The organism is Ferribacterium limneticum, from assembly GCF_020510625.1.
GTDB classification, from domain to species: domain Bacteria; phylum Pseudomonadota; class Gammaproteobacteria; order Burkholderiales; family Rhodocyclaceae; genus Azonexus; species Azonexus limneticus_A.
The window spans coordinates 825,437-849,810 of sequence record NZ_CP075191.1; the positions used below are offsets into that span (position 1 = coordinate 825,437).

Annotated in this window: 21 protein-coding genes; 18 read left to right on the forward strand and 3 right to left on the reverse strand. The window is 56.9% G+C overall.

From position 1 onward, the window contains the following. Positions 1–3: 3 nt before the first annotated feature. The gene (locus KI617_RS03990; protein WP_226450731.1) at positions 4–1,776 is read right to left on the reverse strand and encodes a type IV pilus assembly protein FimV; all 1,773 of its coding nucleotides are present in this window, start codon (positions 1,774–1,776) and stop codon (positions 4–6) included. Between the two features lie 119 nt (positions 1,777–1,895). Here KI617_RS03990 and KI617_RS03995 point away from each other — a divergent pair, with 119 nt between their 5' ends. Continuing rightward, entirely contained in the window at positions 1,896–2,597 is a 702-nt protein-coding gene (locus KI617_RS03995) for a fumarylacetoacetate hydrolase family protein (RefSeq protein ID WP_226450732.1), read from the forward strand. Between the two features lie 113 nt (positions 2,598–2,710). Here the strand turns inward: KI617_RS03995 and paaK are convergent, their stop codons facing one another. Continuing rightward, positions 2,711–4,006, reverse strand: coding sequence for a phenylacetate--CoA ligase PaaK (gene paaK / locus KI617_RS04000; protein WP_226450733.1), 1,296 nt, complete (start codon positions 4,004–4,006; stop codon positions 2,711–2,713). A gap of 148 nt (positions 4,007–4,154) precedes the next feature. On the opposite strand from paaK, the gene KI617_RS04005 reads away from it, so the two are divergent. The 17 genes from KI617_RS04005 (at position 4,155) to KI617_RS04090 (ending at position 22,951) form a co-directional block, all read left to right on the forward strand. Next, the gene (locus KI617_RS04005) at positions 4,155–5,495 is read left to right on the forward strand and encodes an MATE family efflux transporter (RefSeq protein WP_226450734.1); all 1,341 of its coding nucleotides are present in this window, start codon (positions 4,155–4,157) and stop codon (positions 5,493–5,495) included. Positions 5,496–5,631: 136 nt separating this feature from the next. Further along, positions 5,632–6,792, forward strand: coding sequence for an ADP-forming succinate--CoA ligase subunit beta (sucC, locus tag KI617_RS04010; RefSeq protein ID WP_226450735.1), 1,161 nt, complete (start codon positions 5,632–5,634; stop codon positions 6,790–6,792). Positions 6,793–6,803: 11 nt separating this feature from the next. Further along, on the forward strand, positions 6,804–7,697 hold the full coding sequence (gene sucD, locus KI617_RS04015; protein ID WP_226450736.1) for a succinate--CoA ligase subunit alpha: 894 nt from the start codon (positions 6,804–6,806) through the stop codon (positions 7,695–7,697). 64 nt (positions 7,698–7,761) lie between these two features. Beyond that, complete coding sequence (locus KI617_RS04020; RefSeq protein ID WP_226450737.1) at positions 7,762–8,463, forward strand: TerC family protein; 702 nt, start codon at positions 7,762–7,764, stop codon at positions 8,461–8,463. 11 nt (positions 8,464–8,474) lie between these two features. Then, entirely contained in the window at positions 8,475–9,428 is a 954-nt protein-coding gene (locus KI617_RS04025; RefSeq protein ID WP_226450738.1) for an ornithine cyclodeaminase family protein, read from the forward strand. Between the two features lie 206 nt (positions 9,429–9,634). Next, positions 9,635–10,459, forward strand: a complete 825-nt coding sequence (locus tag KI617_RS04030; protein ID WP_226450739.1) for a Stp1/IreP family PP2C-type Ser/Thr phosphatase — start codon at positions 9,635–9,637, stop codon at positions 10,457–10,459. A 16-nt stretch (positions 10,460–10,475) separates the two neighbouring features. Continuing rightward, on the forward strand, positions 10,476–11,180 hold the full coding sequence (locus KI617_RS04035; RefSeq protein ID WP_226450740.1) for an FHA domain-containing protein: 705 nt from the start codon (positions 10,476–10,478) through the stop codon (positions 11,178–11,180). 219 nt (positions 11,181–11,399) lie between these two features. Then, a complete protein-coding gene (locus KI617_RS04040; RefSeq protein ID WP_226450741.1) occupies positions 11,400–12,167 on the forward strand; it encodes a 3',5'-cyclic-nucleotide phosphodiesterase in 768 nt (255 codons plus the stop codon). Between the two features lie 42 nt (positions 12,168–12,209). Then, complete coding sequence (locus tag KI617_RS04045) at positions 12,210–13,793, forward strand: HD family phosphohydrolase (protein ID WP_226450742.1); 1,584 nt, start codon at positions 12,210–12,212, stop codon at positions 13,791–13,793. A 286-nt stretch (positions 13,794–14,079) separates the two neighbouring features. Next, positions 14,080–14,511, forward strand: a complete 432-nt coding sequence (locus tag KI617_RS04055; protein WP_319004137.1) for a pilin — start codon at positions 14,080–14,082, stop codon at positions 14,509–14,511. 57 nt (positions 14,512–14,568) lie between these two features. Then, complete coding sequence (locus tag KI617_RS04060) at positions 14,569–16,527, forward strand: hypothetical protein (protein WP_226450743.1); 1,959 nt, start codon at positions 14,569–14,571, stop codon at positions 16,525–16,527. Between the two features lie 11 nt (positions 16,528–16,538). Continuing rightward, entirely contained in the window at positions 16,539–17,429 is an 891-nt protein-coding gene (locus KI617_RS04065; RefSeq protein WP_226451835.1) for a glycosyltransferase family 2 protein, read from the forward strand. Between the two features lie 13 nt (positions 17,430–17,442). Further along, on the forward strand, positions 17,443–18,849 hold the full coding sequence (locus KI617_RS04070) for an MBOAT family O-acyltransferase (protein ID WP_226450744.1): 1,407 nt from the start codon (positions 17,443–17,445) through the stop codon (positions 18,847–18,849). Between the two features lie 16 nt (positions 18,850–18,865). Beyond that, the gene (locus KI617_RS04075; protein ID WP_226452043.1) at positions 18,866–19,921 is read left to right on the forward strand and encodes a hypothetical protein; all 1,056 of its coding nucleotides are present in this window, start codon (positions 18,866–18,868) and stop codon (positions 19,919–19,921) included. Further along, complete coding sequence (locus KI617_RS04080; protein WP_226450746.1) at positions 19,918–21,039, forward strand: glycosyltransferase family 4 protein; 1,122 nt, start codon at positions 19,918–19,920, stop codon at positions 21,037–21,039. Before KI617_RS04075 ends, KI617_RS04080 begins: the two co-directional genes overlap by 4 nt. After that, positions 21,036–21,938 (forward strand): NAD-dependent epimerase/dehydratase family protein, encoded by a 903-nt coding sequence (locus KI617_RS04085; protein WP_226450747.1) that lies wholly within the window; start codon positions 21,036–21,038, stop codon positions 21,936–21,938. The genes KI617_RS04080 and KI617_RS04085 overlap by 4 nt, the downstream gene beginning before the upstream one ends. Continuing rightward, on the forward strand, positions 21,935–22,951 hold the full coding sequence (locus tag KI617_RS04090; protein WP_226450748.1) for a glycosyltransferase family 2 protein: 1,017 nt from the start codon (positions 21,935–21,937) through the stop codon (positions 22,949–22,951). Before KI617_RS04085 ends, KI617_RS04090 begins: the two co-directional genes overlap by 4 nt. A 30-nt stretch (positions 22,952–22,981) precedes the next feature. On the opposite strand, the gene KI617_RS04095 is transcribed toward KI617_RS04090, so the two are convergent. After that, complete coding sequence (locus tag KI617_RS04095; protein ID WP_226450749.1) at positions 22,982–24,232, reverse strand: glycosyltransferase WbsX family protein; 1,251 nt, start codon at positions 24,230–24,232, stop codon at positions 22,982–22,984. Positions 24,233–24,374: the final 142 nt, after the last annotated feature.

Consider the following 24,374-nt stretch of genomic DNA (forward strand, 5'->3'; position numbering starts at 1 on the left):
CTCTCAGCCCTGCCGTTTCAAAGCGTAAGCATCTTCCAGGATGGCCATGAGCAGGGCGATTTCCTCGACAACTTCAAGGGGGAAACCATTGCGCTGCCCGGCTCGCGTGTCATGGACGAGGCTTAACAGATAATCGAGGCAGGCTTGGGTGCCCCAGCGAGCGCCTGCCTTCTGTATAACGTGAGGGTAATCCTCCAGGGACTTCAGGCCGGATATCGGCGTGCCGGAATCGTTCCAGGCCGGAATGCTGGCGTTGAACCGACTACGCATTTTTTCGGCCAGAGCCTCGAACTCCTGGCGCATGCCGCCCCGGCGATAGAGGTCGAGCAGCATGCTCCACGGTTGAATGCTTTGCGGCATGTGCTGGTCGATGTGTTCGGCCAGCGTTTCGGCAGCCCCACGTACGCGACCGAAAGAAAGCATGATTTCCGCCAGGGCGAGCACCGAGTGTTCATCCTCTGCCTGCATTTCGACGGGCTCGGGCGCGGCCGTCGGTTCGAAGCTTTCTTCCGGCGACGGTGCCGGTACCTGCTGGGCGCTCTGGGGCGGCGATGGCGGGGTGGCGAATTCGTCGAGTTCAAAGGCATCGGGCGTTGCCTGTTTGGCGGGAAGGGCCTGGCTGCGATGGCTGGCGAAAGCGAGCGGCGTTTCTTCCTCCCCCGGGTAACGATGACGACGCCCCAGATATTGAGCCAGACCGATGGAAATCGCTGCGCCGACGGCAGCACTCAGCAACAGTTCCTGCCAGTTGGCGGTGCTTGAGGTCTCGGCCGGCTGGGCGGGGGCGTTGGTCGTCACGGCGACAGGTGCCTGGCTGGCCGGCAGTGTCTGCGCCATCTGCAATTTGTTTTGTATTTCTATGGCCCTGGTTGCCAGATCCAGGGCTTGGTCCATTTTTTCAACTTCCTGCGTCAGCAAATGCAGGGTGGTTTCAAGCCTCAGCAGGCGCTGCTCGGTTTCGGCCAGGGATTGGAGCGCAGCATTATTTTTTTCGCGCGGCCTGATTTCTTCGGGTGCCGCGCCGACGAGTAGCTGATCCGCCGCTTTCGTTGGCGCCGGGTTGTCAGGCCTGGGCTTGCTGCGCGGGGCGGCTGGTTTTTGGGGCGCACCCTCTCGGGCGACGGCCTGAGTCGATGTTCGAGTCGATTTTTCTTTTTTCTCGGCGCTGGCTTGCTTGCGTGTCGGAATACGGACGACGGTGCCTTCGCCGAGCATGCTGTCTGGTGCGAGGTCTGGATTGGCCCGTTTCAGGGCGGCAATCAAGCGCTGGCGTTCAGCCAGGCTGGCTGGCGTCTGGGCATCGGCAATATCTTCAAGCGTTTCGCCCTCGCGGGCATGCCATTCAGTGAATTTAGCCGGTTTTCCGGTTGCTATGGGGCTCGGGACCGGCGAGGTTTCTGCGGGCATGAATGGCGCGTCAGGCATCAGTACGTAGTCGCGCACGACGTCATAACCACAGCCGGCATGCAAGGCAATGGTAAAAACGGGATCGCTGACCGGCCGGGTGCCAAAAACCTGCAGCACGTGGTTCTGGCCGCGGCGGACCAGTCGCGTCTTGGCGGCGGTGATGACCGGTAAATCGGAACTGCGGATTGGTGCCAGGGAAAAGCAGGCGGTGACAGGTATTTCTTCAGGGCTCAACAGGATAGGCACTTCAGCCATGAGCGCTTCGCCGATACGGGATTGAAGGGTGATTTCTCCGAATCCAATCGCGTTGCCAAGAGCCGGAGCAAGGGCGGCGGTCAGTGCGACAATGCTCGTCAGTTTGTTTCTCATGATGCTTCTCGCTGTTTGGCTTGTTTTTCACAGTTTTTTAAAATTTAACACTTGGGCGGGAGGTCTGGGGTGAAATATTCCACACTTTCGTTCAGCCCCGTTTTTACGAAGGCCGATTCATGAATTTCGTTTTTGCTCCCCACCCTGTTCCTGCGCTGCCTGTGCTGGGTACTGAACAGCGTTTTCCGGTGCGCCGGGTGTTCTGCGTTGGCCGTAACTACGCTGATCACGCTCGCGAGATGGGGGCGCTCGATCAGGCCGAGGGGCGCGAGCCACCATTCTTCTTTACCAAGCCAGCCGATGCGGTCGTTGCTGGGGGTGGCGAGTTGCGCGTCAAGTACCCGCCGCAGACCAGCAATCTGCACCATGAGGTCGAGATGGTCGTCGCCTTGGGCGCGGGTGGCGAGAATGTTTCGGTTGAGGCAGCAAAGAGCCTGATCTTCGGCTACGCCGTCGGTCTTGATCTGACGCGGCGCGACATGCAGGCGAAGGCCAAGGAGAAGAGCCACCCGTGGGACATGAGCAAGGGCTTTGACCAGTCGGCGGTGGCCGGCGAAATCTGCCCGGTGTCGGTTAGTGGTAATCCGGAAGCTGGGCGCATCTGGCTGAAAGTGAATGGGCAACTGCGTCAGGAGGGCGACCTGTCGGCCATGATGTGGAAGGTGGCTGACATCATTGCCAACCTGTCGACGCTGGTCCGGCTGGAAGCGGGTGATCTGATCTACACCGGCACGCCGGCTGGGGTCGGGGCGATTGTGCAGGGTGATCTGCTGGAGGCGGGCGTCGACGGTGTTGGAACGCTGCGCGCCCGGATCGTTTAGCGGAAAACTGAAGCTGCCATTCCCGCGAAAGCGGGAATCCAGTCATGCCGCGGCTTCATGGACTCCCGCCTGCGCGGGAGTGACATCTTTTTACTCGAGCAATGCCTTTCTGCTTACTTCGGTCGTTTGTCGATGACGCGCCTGGCCTTGCCGACCGAGCGTTCGATGCCACCAACCTCGACGACTTCGATCTTGGCCGAAACACCGATGTAGGACTTGATGTGATGCTGCAGGTCGTGCGCCACGAATTCCTTTTCCGGGCCGCTGGCGAATTCGAACTCTGCCTTGATCTCGACATTGACCTTCATCGAGTCGAGGTGGCCGTCGCGGCTGACTTCGATCAGGTAATGCGGCGACAGCTTCGGCTGCTTGAGGATCAGTTCTTCGATCTGTGACGGGAAGACATTAACGCCGCGGATGATCAGCATGTCGTCGGAGCGGCCGGTGATCCGGTCGATGCGGCGCATGGAGCGGGAGGTTGGCGGCAGCAGGCGGGTCAGGTCGCGGGTGCGGTAGCGGATGATCGGCATCGCCTCCTTGGTCAGCGAGGTGAACACCAGTTCGCCCTTGCTGCCCTCGGGCAGAACTTCGCCGGTGACCGGATCGATGATTTCCGGGTAGAAGTGGTCTTCCCAGATCACCGGGCCATCCTTGCTTTCGGTGCATTCGTTGGCGACGCCCGGGCCCATGACTTCCGACAGACCGTAGATGTCGATGGCGTCGATGCCGAAGACGTTCTCGATTTCAAGGCGCATGGCGTGCGTCCATGGTTCGGCGCCGTGGATGCCGATGCGCAGGTCGGTGCTCCGCGGGTCGATGCCTTGCCGGCGGAATTCGTCGGCAATGTTGAGCATGTACGACGGCGTGACCATGATGATGTTGGGCTTGAAGTCGCAGATCAGCTGAACCTGCTTTTCAGTCTGTCCGCCTGACATCGGGATCACTGTACAGCCCAGCTTTTCGGCCCCGTAATGGGCGCCCAGGCCGCCGGTGAACAGGCCGTAACCGTAGGCGACATGAACGATATCGCCGGGCCGGCCGCCGGAAGCGTAGATCGAGCGGGCGATCAGGTCGGCCCAGGTGTCGATGTCCTTCTGCGTGTAACCGACGACAGTCGGCTTGCCGGTCGTGCCGCTGGAGGCGTGGACGCGGACCACTTTTTCGCGCGGCACGGCGAACATGTTGTAGGGATAGTTGTCGCGGAGATCCTGTTTGGTGGTGAACGGGAATCTGGCCAGATCGGCCAGCGACTTGAAGTCATCCGGATGAACGCCGGCGGCGTCAAATGCTGCTTTGTAGTGCGGCACGTTCTGGTAGACGTGGTTCAGCGTCCACTTCAATCGTTCGGTCTGCAGGGCGACGATTTCGTCGCGGCTGGCATTTTCTATGGCGTGTAGGCCTAGGCTCATTATTCACTCCCTCCTGAACCATCGATTTTCATATTGTGGAAAAGCGGGCTGCTTGAGCCAGATCAATTCTGTTGGTATTTCCCGCCAGGGCGCCGTCTCTATCGCTTGTGCAGGAGCAAATCACGGCGACATGCGACAATCCTGCCTCATGTTCGCAACTGCCGTCCGTGGCCTGATCGCCCACGCTTTCCCCATTCTGATTGCCCAGTTGTCCTCCATCGGCATGATGGTGGTCGATACTGCCGTGCTCGGCCACGTCAGCTCGCTCGATCTTGCCGCCGTGGCAATCGGTGGCGGCATTCATGTTTCCGTGGTCTTCGCGTTGGTTGGCGTCCTGCAGGCGGTGGCGCCCGTTGTGGCGCATTTGCATGGGGCCAAACGCGACGACGAGGTCGCGGGCATCCTGCAGCAGGGTTTCTGGCTGGCCTTGCTGCTCTCGGTGCCGGGCATTCTTTTTCTGACGCATCCCGGCGCGGCGCTCGGCATGGCCGATATGGACGCTGCAGTCGAAGCCAAGGTGCGGCAATACCTCGGCCTGCTTGCCTGGAGCTTGCCGGCATCGCTGTGCTATCGGACTTTCTGGGCCTTCTGCAATGCGCTAGGCAAGCCGCGGGTACTGATGGGTATCGGATTTTTCAGCCTGTGTCTGCATGCCGTGCTGGCCTGGGGCCTGGCCTTGGAGGGCTGGCTGGGCGAACCGTTCGGCGTGGCCGGCTGCGCTCTGTCGAACGTGCTGATCGGCTGGCTGGCCTGCCTGAGCGGCGGTGCCTATCTGGCTTTCGGGCCGCTCGGCCGGCGCTACCGGCCGTTTGCCGATTGGCAGTCGCCTCGCTGGCCAATCTGGCAGGAATTGCTGCGCATCGGCGTGCCGATGGGTTTGTCCAATCTGGTCGAAATCACCTCATTCACGTTGATCGCCTTGTTCGTTGCCTCGCTGGGCGCGCCTGTGGTGGCCGGGCACCGCATCGTCGCCAATATCTCGGCGTTGATCTACATGTTGCCGCTGTCGCTGGCCATTGCGACGATGTCCGCGCTCGGCCAGGCGGTCGGGGCGCGTGACCCGCTGCGGGCCAGGGCGACCATTCGGGCCGGGCTGGTGCTTGCGGCATGCTCGTCTTCTCTGCTTGGCCTTTTGCTCTGGCTGGGGGCGCAGCCGTTGATCAATGCCTATACCGATGATCCCTCCGTTCGCGCTGTGGCCATGGGACTGGTCGCCTACATCGCCATCTACCAGTTCTTCGATGCGCTGCAGACGATCGCTGGCCACTGTCTGCGCGCCTATCGGGTCACTTTCGTGCCGATGCTGGTCCAGACTTTCTGCTTCTGGGGGATTGGCCTGCTCGGCGGTGCCTGGCTTTGCTATCGCTGGCAACCACCGCTTGGTGTGGCCGGGTTCTGGCTGGCTTCGGTGATCAGTCTGGTCTTCGCGGCAGTCTTGTTGCTGCCGCTGTTGGGCAAGGCGATTCAGGCGGCAGAATCGACTCCATAATTATGAATTTCGGGCTGCAATTGTTTTTGCTGTCTGTGGTAAGATTTTGGGCTGAAAACGCTATAACCGGGTGGGGTCGGGGGATCGTTCGGCTACTGCTCATTGCTCGCAACTCAACTAAACGCAAGGAAAGCGCATGAAAATTCACGAATATCAGGGCAAACAAATCCTGAAGAAATTCGGCGTTACGGTTCCGCGCGGGATTCACTGCACGACCGTCGAAGACGCAGTCAAGGCAGCCGAAACCCTGGGCGGCAAGGTCTGGGTCGTCAAGGCCCAGATTCACGCTGGTGGCCGTGGCAAGGGCGGTGGCGTCAAGGTCGCAACCTCGCTGGAAAAAGTCCGTGAATACGCCGGCCAGATTCTCGGCATGCAGCTGATCACGCACCAGACCGGTCCGGAAGGCCAGAAGGTCCGTCACCTGCTGATCGAAGAAGGCGCTGACATCAAGCACGAGTACTACGTTGCTGCGCTGACCGATCGCGCTACCCAGTCCGTCGCCATCATGGCTTCGTACGAAGGCGGCATGGACATCGAGGAAGTTGCCCACAAGACCCCGGAAAAGATCGTCAAGGTCTTCGTCAACCCGCTGGTCGGCCTGACCGACGAGCAGGCCCTGACCCTGGCCAAGGGCATGGGCATGAACGAAGCCTCGATTCCGCAGTGCATCGAAACGCTGAAGAGCCTGTACACCTGCTACATGGAAACGGATGCTTCGCTGGCCGAAATCAATCCGCTGATCCACGAAGGTGACGGCACCGTCAAGGCACTCGACGCCAAGTTCAACTTTGACTCCAACGCGCTGTATCGTCAGCCGGAAATCGTCGCTATGCGCGACCTGGACGAAGAAGATCCGGACGAAGTCGAAGCCTCCCAGTTCGATCTGGCCTACATCTCGCTCGACGGCAACATCGGCTGTTTGGTGAATGGTGCTGGTCTGGCCATGGCTACCATGGACACCATCAAGCTGTTCGGCGCCGAGCCGGCCAACTTCCTGGACGTCGGCGGCGGCGCCACGACCGAGAAGGTCACCGAAGCCTTCAAGATCATGCTCAAGAACCCGAAGGTCAAGGGCATTCTGGTCAACATCTTCGGCGGCATCATGAAGTGCGACACCATTGCCGAAGGCGTTGTTGCTGCAGCCAAGCTGACCCACCTCAGCGTGCCGCTCGTCGTGCGCATGAAGGGCACCAACGAAGATTTGGGCAAGAAGATCCTCAAGGATTCCGGTCTGCCGATCATTTCTGCCGATTCCATGGCCGAAGCCGCCACCAAGATCGTTGCTGCGGTCAAGTAAGGAGCTATTGAATGTCCATTTTCATCAATAAGAACACCCGCATCATCACCCAGGGCATCACCGGCAAGACCGGTCAGTTCCATACGGAAAAGTGCCAGGAATACGCCAACGGCAAAGAGTGTTTCGTTGCCGGTGTGAACCCGAAGAAGGCTGGCGAGTCGATCTTCAACATTCCCATCTACGCCTCCGTCAAGGAAGCCGCGGCCGAAACCGGTGCGACCGTTTCCGTGATCTACGTGCCGCCCCCGGGCGCTGCTGCTGCGATCTGGGAAGCTGTTGAAGCCGACCTCGATCTGGCTATCTGTATCACCGAAGGCATTCCTGTTCGCGACATGCTGATCCTGCGCAACAAGATGAAGGAAAAGGAAGCCAAGGGCGGCAAGAAGACCCTGCTGCTCGGCCCGAACTGCCCTGGCCTGATCACCCCGGACGAAGTGAAGATCGGCATCATGCCGGGTCACATTCACCGCAAGGGTCGCATCGGTGTGGTTTCCCGCTCCGGCACCCTGACCTACGAAGCCGTTGGCCAACTGACCGAAATCGGTCTCGGTCAGTCGTCTGCCGTCGGTATCGGTGGTGACCCGATCAACGGTCTGAAGCACATCGACGTCATGAAGGCTTTCAACGACGATCCGGATACCGATGCTGTCATCATGATCGGCGAAATCGGCGGTCCTGACGAAGCCGAAGCTGCCATGTGGTGCAAGGAAAACATGAAGAAGCCGATCGTTGGCTTCATTGCTGGTGTTACGGCCCCGGCCGGCAAGCGTATGGGCCATGCTGGTGCGTTGATCTCCGGCGGTGCCGACACGGCTGATGCCAAGCTTGAAATCATGGAAGCCTGTGGCTTCACCGTGACGCGCAACCCGTCCGAAATGGCCAAGCTGCTCAAGGCCTTGCTGTAAAATTCGAGCCTAGCTCAACCAAAAAGGCGGGCCGCGTGTCCGCCTTTTTTTCGCCTTGGTTTTTATGGAACTCGATTTAACTTCTGCCGTTTTTTGGGTCGCTGTCGGCCAGATCATCCTGATCGATATCGTGCTCTCCGGCGATAACGCCGTGGTCATCGCCCTGGCCTGCCGCAATCTTTCCCCGGAACAGCGCCGCACCGGAATTTTCTGGGGCGTCGCCGGCGCGGTCAGCCTGCGCGTCGTGCTGACGGTGTTCGCCGCACTGGTCATGAACCTGCCCTGGCTCAAGCTCGTTGGCGGCCTGCTGCTGGTCTGGATCGCCGTCAAGCTGATGCTGCCGGAAGACGAGGAGGGGCATGACATCGAGTCGTCGGCCAATCTCTGGGGCGCGGTCAAAACTATCGTCGTCGCCGATTTCGTCATGAGCCTGGATAACGTGATCGCCGTCGCCGGTGCTGCGCATGGCAGCCTGGCGCTGCTGCTCTTCGGGTTGGCGGTCAGCATTCCGCTGATCGTCTGGTCCAGCCAGTTGATCCTGCACTGGATGGAGCGTTTTCCGTCCATCGTTCTGCTTGGCGCAGCCTTGTTGGGTTACGTCGCCGGCCAGATGATTTTTTCCGATCCAGGGGTTCTGGCCTTGTTGCCACCCTTGCCGGCGTGGTCCGCCAAGCTTGCTGGCGCTCTCGGTGCCTTGCTGGTCGTTTCGGTTGGGCGCTGGCTTGAGCAGCGTATGCTGGCTCGGCAGGATGTAACCATCGTTTAGGAGGCGGAAGCGTGGCCTTGTTTCTTTCGGAAAATGACGTCAAACAGATCTTGACGGTAGAAATGGCGCTTGCGGGCGTCGAGTCGGCGCATCGCGACCTGGCCTTGGGGCAGGCTCTCGATACGCCGCGGGCCCGGACCCGTCTGCCGCAGACCGCGCTGCACATTCTGCAAGGCGGGCTGCCGGCCCAAGGCATCCTCGGCTACAAGGCCTATACGAGCAATCGTTCCGGCAACCGTTTTCTGGTTCATCTCTTCGACGCCGCGAGTGGCCAACTCAAAGCCATCATCGAGGCAGACTATCTCGGCATGATCCGGACGGGGGCGGCGAGCGGTGTGGCGGCCAAATGGCTGGCCAAGCCCGGCTCGAAGATCGCCGGCGTGTTCGGTGCCGGCTGGCAGGCCGAAGGCCATGTCCGGGCGATCTGTGCCGCCTTGCCGCTGGAATGCGTCAAGGTATTCAGTCGCAAGACCGAGCGCCTGCAGGCTTTTTGCGAGCGGCTCAGCCGGATCACCGGGGTGGCGGTTGTCCCGGCCGAGAGCGCCGAGGCAACGGTGCGTGGCAGCGACCTGATCGGCACAGTGACGACAGCGGCGCAGCCCCTGTTCGATGCAGCCTGGCTGGAGCCCGGCATGCACATCAACGCGGCGGGTTCCAATGCGCTGATTCGCCAGGAATTGTCGGAAGCTGCGGTCAGGCGTTGCGATCTGCTCACCGTCGATGCTGTGCCAACGGCGCTGGCTGAGGCGGGAGATTTGCTGCCCTTGCTGGAAAAAGGGCGCCTGCATCCCCGCCAGTTGCTTGAGTTGGGCGATATTATTGTCGGTCGTCATGCCGGGCGTGTTTCAAGCGAGCAGATCACCCTTTTTGAATCCCAGGGCATGGCCATCCAGGATCTGGCTGTGGCGTTGCGGGTGCTGGCTGCTGCCGAGGCGAGCGGTATGGGGTGCGAGCTGCCGATTTAACAGCGTTTGACCGGGCAGTGACTCCGGGTAAGAATGTCAGGGTCTGGTGCCTCCGATAGGTTGCGGGAAGAGCGGTTCAGGGAAATGATAATGACCAGGTGGTTGCTGCCAATGGCAGGTATGTGTCTCGGGCGGGCTGGCGCTTCAGCGCCGGTGTGCCCGGCTGATCACGCCTTGTCGCTGGCGCTCTCGTGGGAACCGCCTCGATGATGCTGCGTGATGCCCTGGAGATCGTGGTACGGACCGATCCGGGCGTGATTCGCTCCCATAACGAAGATGCGGCGTTTGCCGATGCCGGTCTCGGCATCGCCATCCTGGCCGATGGCATGGGGGGCTATAACGCTGGCGAAGTGGCCAGCGGCATGGCGACGACTCGCCTGGCCGATGACCTGACCCGCGTCATTACCTCATGCGTCACGCAAGAGGGGAGCGGGAATTGCGATCCGTCGGTCATCGAGCGGCATATCGTCAATGAGGTGGGCGCCGCCAATTTCGCCATCTTCCATGCCTCACAAAGTGCCTCGCAATATGCCGGGATGGGGACGACGCTGGTTGTCGCCTGGTTTTACGATAACCGGATGAGCGTGGCTCACGTCGGCGATTCGCGTTTGTATCGCCTGCGCGGTGAGGCTTTCGAGCAACTGACGCGGGACCATTCGCTGCTCCAGGAGCAAATCGACAGCGGCATGGTCAGGCCTGAAGATGCGCGGTATGCCGAAAACAGGAATCTGGTCACCCGGGCGCTGGGCGTGGATCCTTCGGTTGATGTTGAGGTCCACGACTATGATGTCTTGCCGGGAGATATTGTCCTGCTCTGCTCCGATGGCCTGAACGACATGGTCGAAGACGAAGAAATGGCCTTGGCGTTGTCCGCCCTGGGAGGCAATCTTGCGCTGGCGGCAGATCATCTGGTTCAGCTGGCCAACGACTATGGTGGGCGGGACAACATTTCGGTGATCCTGATCAAGGTCCTGGGCGACTATTCGGCGCCCAAGGGCTGGTGGCAACGGCTGCTTGGCTGTTTGAAGTGAAACGAGGTAAAGGAATATGGCTAAATTGATCTTGTCGATGGATGGGCTGGTGCTGAAAGAGATACCGCTCAACCAGGAGCGCCTGAGCATCGGGCGCAAGCCGCATAACGACATCCAGATCGACAACCTCGCCATCTCCGGCGAGCACGCCGTGGTCGTGACCATTCTGGCCGATTCCTTCCTTGAGGACTTGAACAGTACCAACGGCACGCTGGTCAATGGCCAGCCGATCAAGAAGCACTTCCTGCGCAACAACGATGTCATCGAGCTTGGCAAATACAAGCTGAAATACATGGCTGACCTGCAGGCAGGGGCTGCGGCCAGCGAGTTCGAAAGAAATGTGGCGACCCGTTCCGGGCAACTCAAGATGCCTTCGGAACTTCAGCTAGAGCCTGTCGACAACCTGACTCGCTCTAGCGTCGGGACCACTTCCCAGCCAAAGGCGCCGGCCCCTAGCCATACGGCGGCGATCCAGCTCCTCAACGGCCCCAATGCCGGCAAGGAGCTTGATCTGACGAAGACTTTGACCACCCTGGGCAAGCCTGGCTTGCAGGTGGCCGTCATCGCCAAGCGCCCGCACGGCTATTTCATTACCCACGTCGAGGGTAGCCAGTTTCCGGTGGTCAACGGGAAATCGCTTGACGCGCAGGCCTATCCGCTCGGTGATCATGACGTCATCGAGATTGCCGGCATCAAGATGGCGTTTTTCCTCAAGGGCTGATCGCGACAAATCCGGGGGCGCTCTTGCGATGGACGCTTATCCCTTCGTCTTTGGCTAAAGTCTGCACCGTTCGTGAATTTTTTCACGCAAACGGTTCGGGCCGAGATATACAATCTGAATAGGCATGGGCTGCCTTTTCGTGGTGAAAAGGCGTGGTGATTCGTGCCCTGATTCATCAATGGTCGTCGGAGTGGCGGCCATTTACCAGGCCAGACAGGCATGAAGCTACGCGTACTTGGCTGCAGCGGCGGCATTGGTGGCAGGCACCAGCGAACCACTTCATTTTTGCTCGACCATGACATCCTGATCGATGCCGGTACCGGGGTGGCCGAATTGTCAATTGCCGAAATGACGGCCATCGACCACGTCTTCCTGACGCACGCCCACCTTGACCATATCGCTTCGCTGCCCTTGATGATCGATGCCGTTGGCGACCGGCGCAGCAAGCCGCTGACGGTCCATGCGATCCCCGCCGTGCTCGACATGCTGCGGCAGCACATTTTCAACTGGTCCATCTGGCCGGACTTCTCGGTGCTGCCCAGTGCCGAGCAGCCATTCATGCGCTACCACGCCATCGAAACGGGGGGTGCCGTCAGCATCGATGGCCGCAGCATCACCGCCTTGCCGGTCGATCATACCGTTCCGGCGGTCGGCTACTGTCTCGATTCCGGTGCGGCCAGCCTGGTCTTTTCGGGCGATACCGGGCCCTGCGATGCTTTCTGGCAGGCGCTCAATCGGCTCGATCATTTGCGCTACCTGATCATCGAGTGCGCTTTCTCCAATCAGGAGCAGGGCCTGGCCGAGATGTCCAAGCACTATTGCCCTGACTTGCTGGCCAGGGAACTCCGCAAGCTGAATCATCGTTGCGAGATTCACATCACCCACCTGAAGCCAGGGCAGGTTGAGACGACCATGGCGGAAATCGAAACCTGTCTGGGTGAATTTTCCCCGGTCATGTTGCAGAACAATCAGGTTTTCGACTTCTGACATGCTGCTCACCGCCAAGCTCATCGCTTGCTAGAACCGACCATGGAAACCCTGGACGATCTCTTTCGTCGCCTGGATCAGCTTAACGACATCGGCACCTCGCTCTCCAACGAGCGTGATCTCAACTTGCTGCTTGAGAAAATAGTCCTTGCCGCCAAGCAGATCACCCGGGCCGATGGCGGGACGCTCTATCTGCTCTCCGAAGACCGGTGCTCGCTTCATTTCGAGATTGTCCGGACTGATTCGCTGAATATCGCTTTTGGTGGCTCAAGCGAACAGGCGATACCGGGCAATTTCCCCGATCTGCCGCTCTATCGCGCCAATGGCCAGCCGAATGACTGCATGGTGGCGGCCTACGCGGCCATTACCGGGAAAACGGTCAATATCGCCGACGCCTACGCCGCAGAAGGCTTCGATTTCTCCGGGACGCGTGGCTTCGATCAGCGCACCGGCTACCGCTCACAGTCCTTCCTGACTGTGCCGATGAAGAACCACGAAGGCGAAGTGATCGGGGTGCTGCAACTGATCAATGCCATCGACGAGGCAGGCAAGGTCGTTGAATTCTCGCCGGGGGATCAGCGCCTGGCTGAGTCGCTGGCCTCGCAGGCCGCGGTGGCGCTGAGCAATCGCCAACTGGTGCAGCAGCTCGAAGCGCTGTTCGAGTCCTTCATCAAGCTGATCAACACGGCCATCGACGAAAAGTCACCCTATACCGGCGGCCACTGCCAGCGGGTGCCGGAACTGACCATGATGCTGGCCGAGGCCGCGGACCGCTGCACGGAAGGCGCCTTGGCCGATTTCAGGCTGACCGACAAGGATCGCTACGAACTGCGCATCGCCGCGCTGCTGCACGATTGCGGCAAAGTCACGACGCCGGTGCATGTCGTCGACAAGGCTACCAAGCTGCAAACACTCTACGATCGCATCCATTTGCTCGACACCCGTTTTGAAGTTGTCCGCCGTGATGCCGAAGTGCGTAAATGGCAAGCCATCGCTGCCGGCGGCGACCCGGTCGAGGCTGAGCGGAGCTATGCTGCCGATTGCCAGCGCATCGAACTCGACCGCGCCTTTTTGCGTCAGGCCAACATTGGCTGCGAAAAAATGTCGGACGACGACATCGCGCGCGTCAGGCAGATTGCCGGGCGTTACCGCTGGCGCAACGTGAATGGCGAAGAAGCACCGTTCCTCAGTGACGATGAGCTGGAAAACCTGAGCATCCGTTCCGGCACCCTGACGCACGCCGAGCGAGAGGTCATCAATCACCACATCGTTACCACCATCCGCATGCTCGAACAACTGCCGTGGCCCAAGCACCTGAAGAACGTGCCGGAATACGCCGGTGGCCACCACGAGCGCATGGATGGCAAAGGCTACCCGAAAGGCCTGAAGCGCGAAGCAATGAGCTGGCAGGCCCGGATGATGGGTATCGCCGATATCTTCGAAGCACTGACCGCCAAAGACCGACCCTACAAGGACGGCATGACGCTATCCCAGGCCCTGGCCATCCTCGAAAACTTCAGCCGGAATGGTCACATTGACGCCGATCTGCATGAGCTTTTCGTCAAGAGCGCGGTTTTCCGCCGCTATGCCAAGGCTTTCCTGAAACCGCAGCAGGTGGATTGCTGATTTCTCGTCCGGCCTGAAGTTGGTGGTGATGAATTTGCCATATTTATAGCGGCAAAATGATATGTCTGCCGCAATGTGTCAAACGATAGTGACGTAAATTGTCATCTTGTTGGATCTGTTTGGCGGCTACGTTTATTTACATTGAACTACAAAACTGGCCAAGCCCATGAATGACATGGGTTTACGTGATTGTTGCCGATTTTGACGGTGGTTTCCAAAAAGCTGGCACGGAAACTGTTATAAGTAGCTCAGTAGTTTCCCGTATTCATTTCTCAAGGAGATTCAAATGAAGAATATGCAAAAAGGTTTTACCCTGATCGAACTGATGATTGTTGTCGCCATTATCGGTATTCTGGCTGCAGTTGCGTTGCCGGCGTATCAGGACTACACGGTGCGTGCAAAGGTTAGCGAACTGATTCTTGCCTCTTCAGCCCCGAAGGTTTCAATTGCCGAGTGGTTCCAAACCAAAGGCTCGATGCCTCCCTCCGCCACTTCTGCCGGCTTTGATGTTACTGGGTCAAAATACGTTTCTGGCATAACCTACGCCGTGGCTGGCAATGTCGCTACCATTACGGTAGCTGCGCAAGCTATTGGCGGTAGCACGCCGACTGGTACGATTCTGATGACGGGAACCGGTGACACGACAACAGGAAAGGTCGCTTGGGCATGTACCGTAGGCACGATGGCTGCCAAGTACGTACCTTCAAGCTGCAAGTAATTCGGCTGAGATTCAAAAGAGAGGCGCCTCATGAAAATGAGGCGCCTCTCTTGATTTATGGCTTCTCTTCTAAAAAGGATTGCGTTGGTCGTCTACCTGATGCGTTTTTCCATCGCGGCGTTGCTGACTATCCTGCTTGTGGTCATGGTCTATTGGGCTGGACTCAATGGCGGATTTTTCTTCGATGATGAAGCAAGCATTCTTCATGTCGAAGGCGTGCGTCTAAGCACTCTGTCGCTTGATGCTATCCATCTGGCTTGGGTGAGTGGTAGTTCTGGCCCATCGGGGCGACCTGTTGCCCAGTTAAGTTTCGCACTCAACCACTATTTCAGCGGCTTTGACCCCTTTGCATTCAAGGCGACCAATCTCGCGATTCACCTGGCCTGTGGTTTCCTTGTGTTTGGCTTGGCATCCCGCTTGTTGAGTGCGGTAAAACCGCCTGCCATGCAGCGCAACATCCTTTTTGTAACGGGTGTGCTGACTACCATCTGGCTACTGCACCCTATCCAGCTTCTCCCGGTTTTGCACGTCGTTCAGCGTATGACCAGCCTGGCGGCTCTTTTTCTTCTTGCCGCTTTGTTGCTTCATATCATCGGACGAGAACGAGGCGGACGCTCAGGTTGGGTATTGATGATATTGGCGTGGACGGTGGGCTGGCCACTGTCTTTTTTCAGTAAAGAGAGTGGCGTGCTGTTCCCCGTCTTCGCGCTAGCCTGGGAGTTGCTCGTACGGCGAAGTTCATGTGGCAGGCTTGACTGCTTTGCCCGCCTGTTTGCCGCCTTGGCTATTGGCGTCATACTAGCCGGGGGGGCTTACGCAATTTCCTCGCGAGCCCAATGGTTGTGGTCCGGCTATGATTTTCGCCCATTCTCTCTCGGCGAACGCTTGCTGACCGAGGGGAGAGTGCTCTGGTTCTATCTCGGCCTGATTGTTGCTCCGAGTATGGAGGAGTTTGGTCTCTATCATGACGATATTGCTATTTCTACCAGCTTGTTCTCGCCATGGGTGACGCTGCCCGCCGTGATCGGGTTGGTCAGCCTTGCCTGGTTGGCTTGGCGGGTTCGCTCTCGCGCGCCCCTCGTATCGTTCGGGATTGCGTGGTTCCTGATCGGGCACGCCCTGGAGTCCACTGTTCTGCCTCTGGAAATTGCTCATGAACATCGGAATTATCTTCCGATCTTTGGGGTGCTGCTCGTTGGCGCCTGGGCTTTGCTCCAGCTTCTGGAGAGCAAACGAGGACTTGGAACGATTGGCGTTGCGCTGACCGCTGCTGCCTTGTCCTATTTCACCTTTATTACGGCATTGCGCGCCCACCAATTCGGGGAAGAGGGACGACGCACCCAAATCGAATCCCAGCATCATCGGACTTCCCCTCGTACCCAGTACCAAGCGGGGCTTGCATTGGCAGGCTTGCCGGACGCGAATTTGCCGACCACGCCAATCCACGTCTTCGCCCGGAGACACTATGAATTGGCCGGCGAACTCGATCCGAATTTCAAATTGGGTCTGCTCGGCCTGATCCACTTGAACTGTAGGGCTGGGATGCAGGCAGACAAGGTCGAGATTGACGAACTGTCACGCCGCCTTCGGGAGACACCTTTTGCGCCTGGGGACAGAAACCTGCTTTATAGCCTGAAGGGAATGTCCATTGCTGGCTCGTTATGCTTACCGCGAACCGATGTCGATGGGTTGTTTGCAGCTGCGCTCGCAAATCCAGACGTATCGCCGGGTGTTCAGGCAATGCTCCACTCGTGGCATGCAGACTATCTGTGGTTGAGAGAACACGATCTGGTAGCTGCACGTGCTGCCTTGGGGGCGGCAATGGCCTTGGTGCCAACAAATGCGAGTAATCGCTTGAAATGGGCTCAACTTCTGTATCTTGCTGGAGAGCATCAACAGGCTCAAAAACTGTTGTTTGTGCTGCGTGAGGAGCGTTTTTCCATAGATGAGCGAAAGACGCTAGATGAATTATTGGGGCAATTAAGTATGCTTGATAGTCAAGCCCATCCAAGATGAGTAGAGCAGTGATGCCTAGCAACAGTGTTTCCATTGTCATTCCTGCCAGAAATGAAGCCAGCGGTTTGCGTGAGTTGCTACCAAGGCTTGTCGGAACGATCAGCGACGCCGAGATACTGGTTGTCGACGACGGTTCTACTGATGACACTGCTGAAGTTTGTGCCGAGTTTCAGGTCAGACGGTTGCGCCATCATTACTCTTTAGGGAATGGGGCGTCCATAAAGTCAGGCTCCCGGGCTGCCAAAGGAGATGTCTTGATCTTCATGGATGCGGATGGACAGCATCAGCCGGAGGATATTTCTGCGTTGCTAGAAAAGTTTGCTCAGGGTTATGACATGGTGGTTGGGTCGCGTCAATCAGGTTCGCATGCTGGGGCGCATCGCGCGGTAGCCAACGATCTGTTTAGTCGATTGGCCAGTTGGATGGTCATGCAAACTGTAGAGGATCTTACTTCCGGGTTTCGTATTGTTCGCGCTGATAAGTTCCGCAAATTTCTGTACCTACTGCCCAATGGCTTTTCCTACCCGACGACCATTACGATGAGTTTCTTTCGAGCAGGGTTCAGCGTTGGCTATGTGCCGATCCATACGCCACGGCGTATCGGAAAGAGCCATATTCGTCCATTAAGGGATGGGGTCCGGTTTTTACTGATCATCATTAAAATTGGCACCCTCTACTCTCCGCAGAAGCTCTTCCTGCCGATTAGCGCAGGTTTTTTCCTGACCGGGGTGTCTTACTACATCTATACCTTTCTCGGAACTGGCCGTTTTACGAACATGAGTGCGCTCCTGTTCATATCGGCAATCCTGACCTTTCTGATCGGTATTGTTTCAGAGCAGATTTCGGCCTTGCATTACAAGGGTATGGACGACTCAGTTGAGGGCAGGGAGCACAAGCCTTAACAGGTACTGCGGTATGCTCTTCAATACTTTTTCGTTTGTCGTCTTCTTGGTTGTGGTGCTGGCAGCCTATTGGCTGACGCCGGGATGGAATAGACGAAAACTTGTGTTGCTGGTGGCGAGTTACCTGTTTTATGCCGCCTGGAGCCCTCCATTCGTATTTTTGCTTTTCTTTGTTTCGTGGCTCAACTGGGTGCTGGCGCGACACATGGCGGCCACTCAGGAGGCATATCTGCGCCATGGCTTCCTGCTTGCAAGTTTGCTGTCCAGCCTCGGATTGCTCAGCTATTTCAAGTATGGCACCTTCCTCTTCGCTTCATTTTCCGATCTGGTGAATGCGCTCGGCGGTAGCTTCTCGCCACCGGAATTGGATATCGTTCTGCCGATTGGCATTTCTTTTTATACATTTCATGCCCTCTCCTACACGATCGATTGCTACCGTGGCCGATTGGTGCCGAATCAGTCGTTTTCAGATTTCGCGTTGTATGTCGGTTTTTTCCCCCAGTTGGTGGCCGGACCGATCGTCCGTGCCAGCAATTTCATGCCCCAGTTGTTGAGGCAGCCGCTGGTCAGCCGCGATCATTGGGGGTGGGGGGGCGTTTTGCTGTTGCTCGGTTTGTTTCACAAGGTCGTACTTGCCGATGCGATATTTGCTCCAGTCGCCGATCAACTTTATTCAGCACCGGGAGACGCTTCTTTCGGGGATGCCTGGTTAGGTGTATTGGCTTTCTCTTGCCAGATTTACTGCGACTTTGCCGGTTACTCGACCTGTGCAATCGGTCTCTCCATGCTGTTTGGCTTCGCTCTCCCCGAGAACTTCCAGGCGCCTTTCGCCGCCGTTGGGTTTTCCGATTTCTGGCAGCGCTGGCATATTTCGCTCTCTTCCTGGCTACGTGATTATCTTTATATCTCAATGGGTGGGAGTCACGCCGGTCACTGGTCGACTGCCCGCAACCTGATGCTGACAATGGCGATTGGCGGGCTATGGCATGGTGCTTCATGGATGTTTGTCATCTGGGGTGTGCTCCATGGTTTCTATCTCGTCGTCGAACGTTTTGTGGTGTCCCAACTGGCTTTCGCGGGGCGATATTTCTCGACTGTAGGCCTGGCATTGGGGACGTTTACGATTGTCACGCTGACCTGGATTCCATTTCGTTCATCAGACCTTGCACAAGCGACCGCTGTGATCGAAGCCCTGTTCCGCCCTGGCAACCTGCAAATTCTGCCTGATCAGTTGCTGCTATTGATATCGGCAGTTGGGGCATTGGTTTTTTTCCAGATACGTAACCGGGAGCGCTCCTTTTCGCAGGTCTTTCAGGCTTGGCCTCTTGCAGCACAGTCAATCTGGCTGAGTGGCGCGGCACTTGGTCTATTCTTGTTTTCTGGCGGGGATAGTCGTGGCTTCATCTATTTCCAGTTCTAGGCTGGCACCTCCACGCTTGCGCTGGGGAGTTTTGCTGCTTTCGGTGTTATTGCCGATGCTTGCTTATGTCACTGCGAGTGAATATATCTTGAAGTCCAAGGGCTTCCCGGCGACATGGCGAGATTCGATGGAAAACTGGGTGTTTCATCGTGCCCGGGCGAGCGCACTCGGGGAGCGGGCATTGATCCTCGTCGGTGCCTCTCGTATTCAACTCGGAATGGATTTGCCAAGCTTGCGGCGGATGACAGGCCTGGAACCGGTCATGCTGGCAATCGATGGCAGTTCTGTCGGGCCAATTTTGGCCGGCCTGGCCAAGGATCCGGATATTCGTGGAACTGTGATCATCGATGTCATGCCGGCTCCCATCGTTTCACTTGGGGCAGAGGGGGGGGTAAGCCAGCAATATCAGTCAGCCTATGAACGGCGAGAGTCGGACGCTGGTCTCGCCTCGCCATCTGAAGCGCTTGAAGCACGCTTGACGCAGGCGTTCAGAAGTCAATTGGCGAACTATTCCGACGCAGCTCGCCCGTGGGATGCACTACGCACGCGGTTGCTTGATTCCGATGCTACCCCCCAATATCTGCAGACCCTGCCGGATCGTTCCAGGGTTGCCGATTATGGCGTTGTCGAGATGCCGAAGTTTTATCTGCGTCGGGTGATGCGTCATCTCGGTGAGCCTTTAATGTTCGACGAGCGATTGTCCGATCTTGAACTGGAACGTTTACTTACCGGGTATATCCGCCAGTTGGGCCCGGTTGATGATGATGGGCTGTCGTTAAAGGGGCTGCGTGATTTTGAGGCGGCGGTTACAGCAATACAATCGCGTGGTGGAAAAGTATTGTTGCTTACGATGCCGACCAGTGGATTGGTGTCTGAAATTGACGAAAGGCGCTATCCCCGCCACTTGTACTGGGATCGTCTGGTTGCAGCCACGTCAGCTCAAACATTGCATTGGCTGGATCACCCGGAACTCTCCGGTTTTGATTGTCCGGACGGCTCTCACCTTGATCGACGGGATCGCGTGCGATTTACCGAAGCTGTCCTCAGAGTTGCTAGACTGGAGCGTCGATGAGACAAGTGTTGTTGACTGCTACATCTTATCCGGCGGATTCAGACGATTGGCGCGGTCGTTTTATCTATGACATGGCGCAGTCGGTAGCCAGGCAGGACGGGGTTAATCTCGCCCTGTGGGCGCCTCCCGGCGAAATGCCAGAAGGCGTGCGGGCAGTTCTCCAGGATGGCGATGCGAATTGGCTGTCGGGGTTGCTCGAGCGAGGAGGGATTGCTCACTTGCTGCGTAATAAACCCCTGCATGGGATGCGTGATGCATTCACACTCTGTTTGCGGCTACGTCATGCCTATCAGCAGTTTGGTAGATTGCCTGGAGAGCGCGTGGCCCACGTGAACTGGTTGCAAAATGCCCTGCCGCTCAAGGGGCTCGATATTCCCGCCCTGATCACCGTGCTTGGCAGTGACCTGGCCCTCCTTCGCCTTCCGGGCATGGTGCCGATGTTGCGCTCGGTTCTGCGTGACAGACCCGCGATCCTGGCACCCAATGCGGGGTGGATGCAGTCTCCGCTAAAGGCGCATTTTGGTGACCTAGCCGAAATTCGCCCAATTCCATTCGGTGTGCATTCTCGCTGGTTCGACATTACACGTGCCGGGCCGGCAACGTGCAGCGGTGACTGGCTGGTTGTTTCTCGGGTGACTCGGGCAAAACTGGGGCATCTGCTCGACTGGGGGAAGGGTCTCTTCGGGACACATCGAAACCTTCATCTGCTTGGGCCTATGCAGGAGGCCATTGAATTGCCGTCATGGATCCGCTATCACGGTGCGACCAACCCTGGTGCGTTGGCAACCGACTGGTTTCCCAGAGTGCAAGGGCTATTGACTTTAAGTACTCACGACGAGGGGCGGCCGCAGGTGATGATCGAGGCGATGGCCGCAGGCATGCCGGTAATTGCCTCCGATCTGCCTGCCCACAGAGATCTGGTGCAGCATGGTGAAAATGGACTTTTGGTGGCTGACCGGGAGAGCTTCCGTTTGGCCTTGGAGCATCTGGACAATCCCGAGACGAGCGGCGCCATGGGGCGGGCTGGTCGGAACTGGGTGGCCGCATGCATCGGGACATGGGATGATTGTGCCCGGCGCTATATTGGTGCCTATGACGATTTGTTGGGGCGCGCGTGAAATCAACAGGGGCGATTCTACTGGTCGGTGGGACTGGGTTTATCGGGCGCTCATTAGCTGCCCGCTTGGTCAAGCACGGGAAAGAGGTTCATGTGCTGTCGCGGAGTCTGGTTGGCGAATTACCTGCAGGCGTAGTTGCCCACCAGGGAGATCAGGGTGACCTTGATGTCGTGCTACCACTACTAGCTCGCTGCAAGGAAGTCTTTCATCTGGCGACGGCGACTACGCCAGCCGATACAGTTTGGCAACCCGTCATGGAGGCAGAAGCCAGCCTGCTGCCGGCTCTGCGCTTCCTTGAGTATGCCCAACAGTTTCCGGAAAACCGGTACGTGTATGTTTCGACTGGAGGGGCACTCTATGGCGATGCCGAATTTGCTGCCGAGCAAATTCCGTTGGCCCCTATTTCCTACCATGGTGCTGGAAAACTTGCACTGGAAAGCTTTTTTGGAGTCTTCGGCCAGCGCTATCCGGGGCGTTTGAGCATCCTGCGGCCATCCAACGTCTATGGCCCGGGACAGGGGCTGCGTCCTGGCTTTGGAGCGGTTCGAACCTTGTTGGAGCGGGCGAGGGATGATGATGCCGTTGTTGTGTATGGCGATGGTGCAGCGGTGCGCGATTACTTGTATATCGACGATCTGGTGTCGGCCTGCCTATGCGCGTTGTCGGGGCCGGCTGGCACCTACAACATTGGGGCGGGGCGGGGAACTTCGCTGAGCAGCTTGTTGGCAGTGGTTGAGCGGGTGACTGGACGACATCTGAAAATTGAGCGTCAGCCCGCCCGTGCTTCGGATGTAAAGCGTATTGTCCTCGACATCAGATGTGCTGGCGAGCGCCTTGGCTGGGCGCCGGAGGTTGGTCTTGAAGGGGGCGTGCAACGGACTTGGGAGAGTCTCAGGTGACTGATGCTCCGCTGATTTCGGTCTGCATTGCGAACTACAACGGTGCAGAAATAATTTCTGCTTGTATCGAGTCGGTCTTGGTGCAGGAGGGCAATTTCCCGGTCGAGATTCTGGTCCACGACGATGCCTCGACGGACGACTCAGCTGATATCGTTGCGCGCGACTATCCTGGCGTGCGTCTGATACGCAGCAAGACCAATGTCGGATTTTGCATCGCTAATAACCGGATGGTGGCCGAGGCACAAGGCGAGTTCATCCTTTTGCTCAACAATGATGCCGAACTTTTCCCCGACGCTTTGCGGATGCTATTGAGCGAGGCGAGATCGCAGGGTAAGCCGGCGATCCTGAGCCTACCTCAATATGATTACCACGGCGGCGAATTGATTGACCGCGGTTGTCTGCTTGACCCATTCTTCAACCCAGTGCCGAATCTCGACCCGAAGCGGCAAGACGTGGCCATGGTCATAGGTGCGTGCCTCTGGATACCCAAAAAACTTTGGGATGAATTGGACGGCTTTCCAGAGTGGTTCGGTTCGATTGCTGAGGATATGTATTTGTGTTGCAGGGCAAGACTGGCTAATTATGCAGTATGTGCGTTGAACGAGTCAGGATACAGGCATCGAGTAGGGCAGAGTTTTGGAGGAGGGAAAGCTTGTGGTTCTAAACTCTCAACTACGTTCAGGCGACGGGCTTTGTCGGAACGCAATAAGACCTTCGTGTTGGCAATGACTTATCCTGCACCATTCATGCAGATCATATTGCCTGTGCATTTGTTCCTGTTATGCTTGGAAGGTGTTTGCCTATCCATGCTTAAATTCCGTATGGATTTCTTGAGAAAGATATATCTACCAGTATTTGCTGATGTTTGGTCAAAACGAAAGACTCTACTGGTGACTCGTGCCGAAATGATTAATGAGCGTCGTGCGGTCCCCGATGACTTTTTTGAATGCTTCGATCTGATTCCATACAAATTAACCATGCTCATGCGCCATGGATTTCCTGAAGTAAAGTGAATTAAACCAGTTTTCAGTAATTGCTACGCTTTATATCCAGAAGAGAATTTTCTTCAGAAAGCGTTTCAATCTGGGGGCTCGTTTGAGTGCGCTAGCTGTTTTTTCAATAATACGTTGCTGCAGCAGAAGAAGATGCCGTAAGGTAAGTGCGTGTAATTCGTTAAAAAACGGCATGTGATCTCGTTTTGCGGTTTCTGGGATAGAGGTATCCACAAATCCATTCTGCGTTGTCAGGCCATTTTTTGCCCTTAACGTAGCTTCTAGAAATTGTCGCCCGTATTTACGATCGGGCTCCAGATGACAACCCTCTGCCCATTCGTTCCAAGCGTTGATGAAAATCAATCGCTCACCTTCTGGGTGGTCTTCTTGCGTGCGCTTTATGGCAGATGCAAGCCAGTATTCGTAATTGGAAGGTGTGCCATTTAAAACCATGGTGGCTCTGTTTGAAGTGCGAGCCGTATTATCCCAAGAGGGAAAGACACCCCGAAAGACGTTTGGTGCTTCGTATTTACGTTCCAGATAAGTTTTTGCTACTTCATGATAATGAAAAATGCGCCCGCTAAATGGCTTATGAAGTCTTATCTGTTCATGCACGCTTTTTACCGGCACATTATGAGGAGGAAATTCGACCCCACTGTCGAAACCCAGATCACGGTAGTTTTGATTGCCGTGAGTTAGTGCCGCGCAGAGATGTATTTTACCTATTCCTGATTTTTCGCAGTATTCGCGCCATCTGCGGGTGGTTTCTGTAGGCCTTGGCAATTGCTGCGGAAAATAGACAATGAGCAGGGGGGCGCCATCGACCCGAATATATCTATGGTCGGCAAGGTAAGGAGAAATCTCGTGGATGAAGTTAATGTCGTCATCTGGAAGATAGCGCTGGGACATCAGGATTTGATGTTCAGCACCATCCCAACGACGAGTCCAGTTTTCGTTAGCCCAGCAGAGGCAAAATGGAAAATCGCTTTCAGGGTCGGCTAACATATCGTCTAGTGGCTGGCTCAACAGGCGGGTGCCAGAGAACCAATAATAATGATAGCAAAAGCCATCAATTCCATATTCTTTGGCTAGACGAATCTGTTCACTGCGGGTCTCTCGCACCCGCAGATCGTAGAAACCTAGATCGGTTGGAAGATGCGGTTGATAGTGACCGTCAAAGAGAGGGGAGGCTTTAGTGACATTCGTCCATTCAGTAAAACCTTTACCCCACCATAGATCATTTTCGGCTATTGGATGGAATTGGGGTAAGAAGAATGCAACTAGGCGTGGTGGAGCACCCATTAAAAGGCAACCTCAATAATAGTACTCATGTATTGGATGTGTCTGCTGAGTAATTTCAACTTGGAACGCAAAACCCTTGGCGGCGGGTGGCTTCATGCGGAATAAATCGCTCTTCTCTGATAACGAAAAACTCTCGCTTCAG

What these genes read in the sequence shown, in the direction of transcription:
- KI617_RS04035 (WP_226450740.1), top strand. Translation starts at nt 10,476, where the DNA reads ATGGCTAAATTGATCTTGTCGATGGATGGGCTGGTGCTGAAAGAGATA.
- sucC (WP_226450735.1), top strand. Translation starts at nt 5,632, where the DNA reads ATGAAAATTCACGAATATCAGGGCAAACAAATCCTGAAGAAATTCGGC.
- KI617_RS04080 (WP_226450746.1), top strand. Translation starts at nt 19,918, where the DNA reads ATGAGACAAGTGTTGTTGACTGCTACATCTTATCCGGCGGATTCAGAC.
- sucD (WP_226450736.1), top strand. Translation starts at nt 6,804, where the DNA reads ATGTCCATTTTCATCAATAAGAACACCCGCATCATCACCCAGGGCATC.
- KI617_RS04040 (WP_226450741.1), top strand. Translation starts at nt 11,400, where the DNA reads ATGAAGCTACGCGTACTTGGCTGCAGCGGCGGCATTGGTGGCAGGCAC.
- KI617_RS04095 (WP_226450749.1), bottom strand. Translation starts at nt 24,232, where the DNA reads ATGGGTGCTCCACCACGCCTAGTTGCATTCTTCTTACCCCAATTCCAT.
- KI617_RS04020 (WP_226450737.1), top strand. Translation starts at nt 7,762, where the DNA reads ATGGAACTCGATTTAACTTCTGCCGTTTTTTGGGTCGCTGTCGGCCAG.
- KI617_RS04065 (WP_226451835.1), top strand. Translation starts at nt 16,539, where the DNA reads ATGCCTAGCAACAGTGTTTCCATTGTCATTCCTGCCAGAAATGAAGCC.
- paaK (WP_226450733.1), bottom strand. Translation starts at nt 4,006, where the DNA reads ATGAGCCTAGGCCTACACGCCATAGAAAATGCCAGCCGCGACGAAATC.
- KI617_RS03995 (WP_226450732.1), top strand. Translation starts at nt 1,896, where the DNA reads ATGAATTTCGTTTTTGCTCCCCACCCTGTTCCTGCGCTGCCTGTGCTG.
- KI617_RS04045 (WP_226450742.1), top strand. Translation starts at nt 12,210, where the DNA reads ATGGAAACCCTGGACGATCTCTTTCGTCGCCTGGATCAGCTTAACGAC.
- KI617_RS04070 (WP_226450744.1), top strand. Translation starts at nt 17,443, where the DNA reads ATGCTCTTCAATACTTTTTCGTTTGTCGTCTTCTTGGTTGTGGTGCTG.
- KI617_RS04005 (WP_226450734.1), top strand. Translation starts at nt 4,155, where the DNA reads ATGTTCGCAACTGCCGTCCGTGGCCTGATCGCCCACGCTTTCCCCATT.
- KI617_RS03990 (WP_226450731.1), bottom strand. Translation starts at nt 1,776, where the DNA reads ATGAGAAACAAACTGACGAGCATTGTCGCACTGACCGCCGCCCTTGCT.
- KI617_RS04030 (WP_226450739.1), top strand. Translation starts at nt 9,635, where the DNA reads ATGATGCTGCGTGATGCCCTGGAGATCGTGGTACGGACCGATCCGGGC.
- KI617_RS04055 (WP_319004137.1), top strand. Translation starts at nt 14,080, where the DNA reads ATGAAGAATATGCAAAAAGGTTTTACCCTGATCGAACTGATGATTGTT.
- KI617_RS04060 (WP_226450743.1), top strand. Translation starts at nt 14,569, where the DNA reads ATGGCTTCTCTTCTAAAAAGGATTGCGTTGGTCGTCTACCTGATGCGT.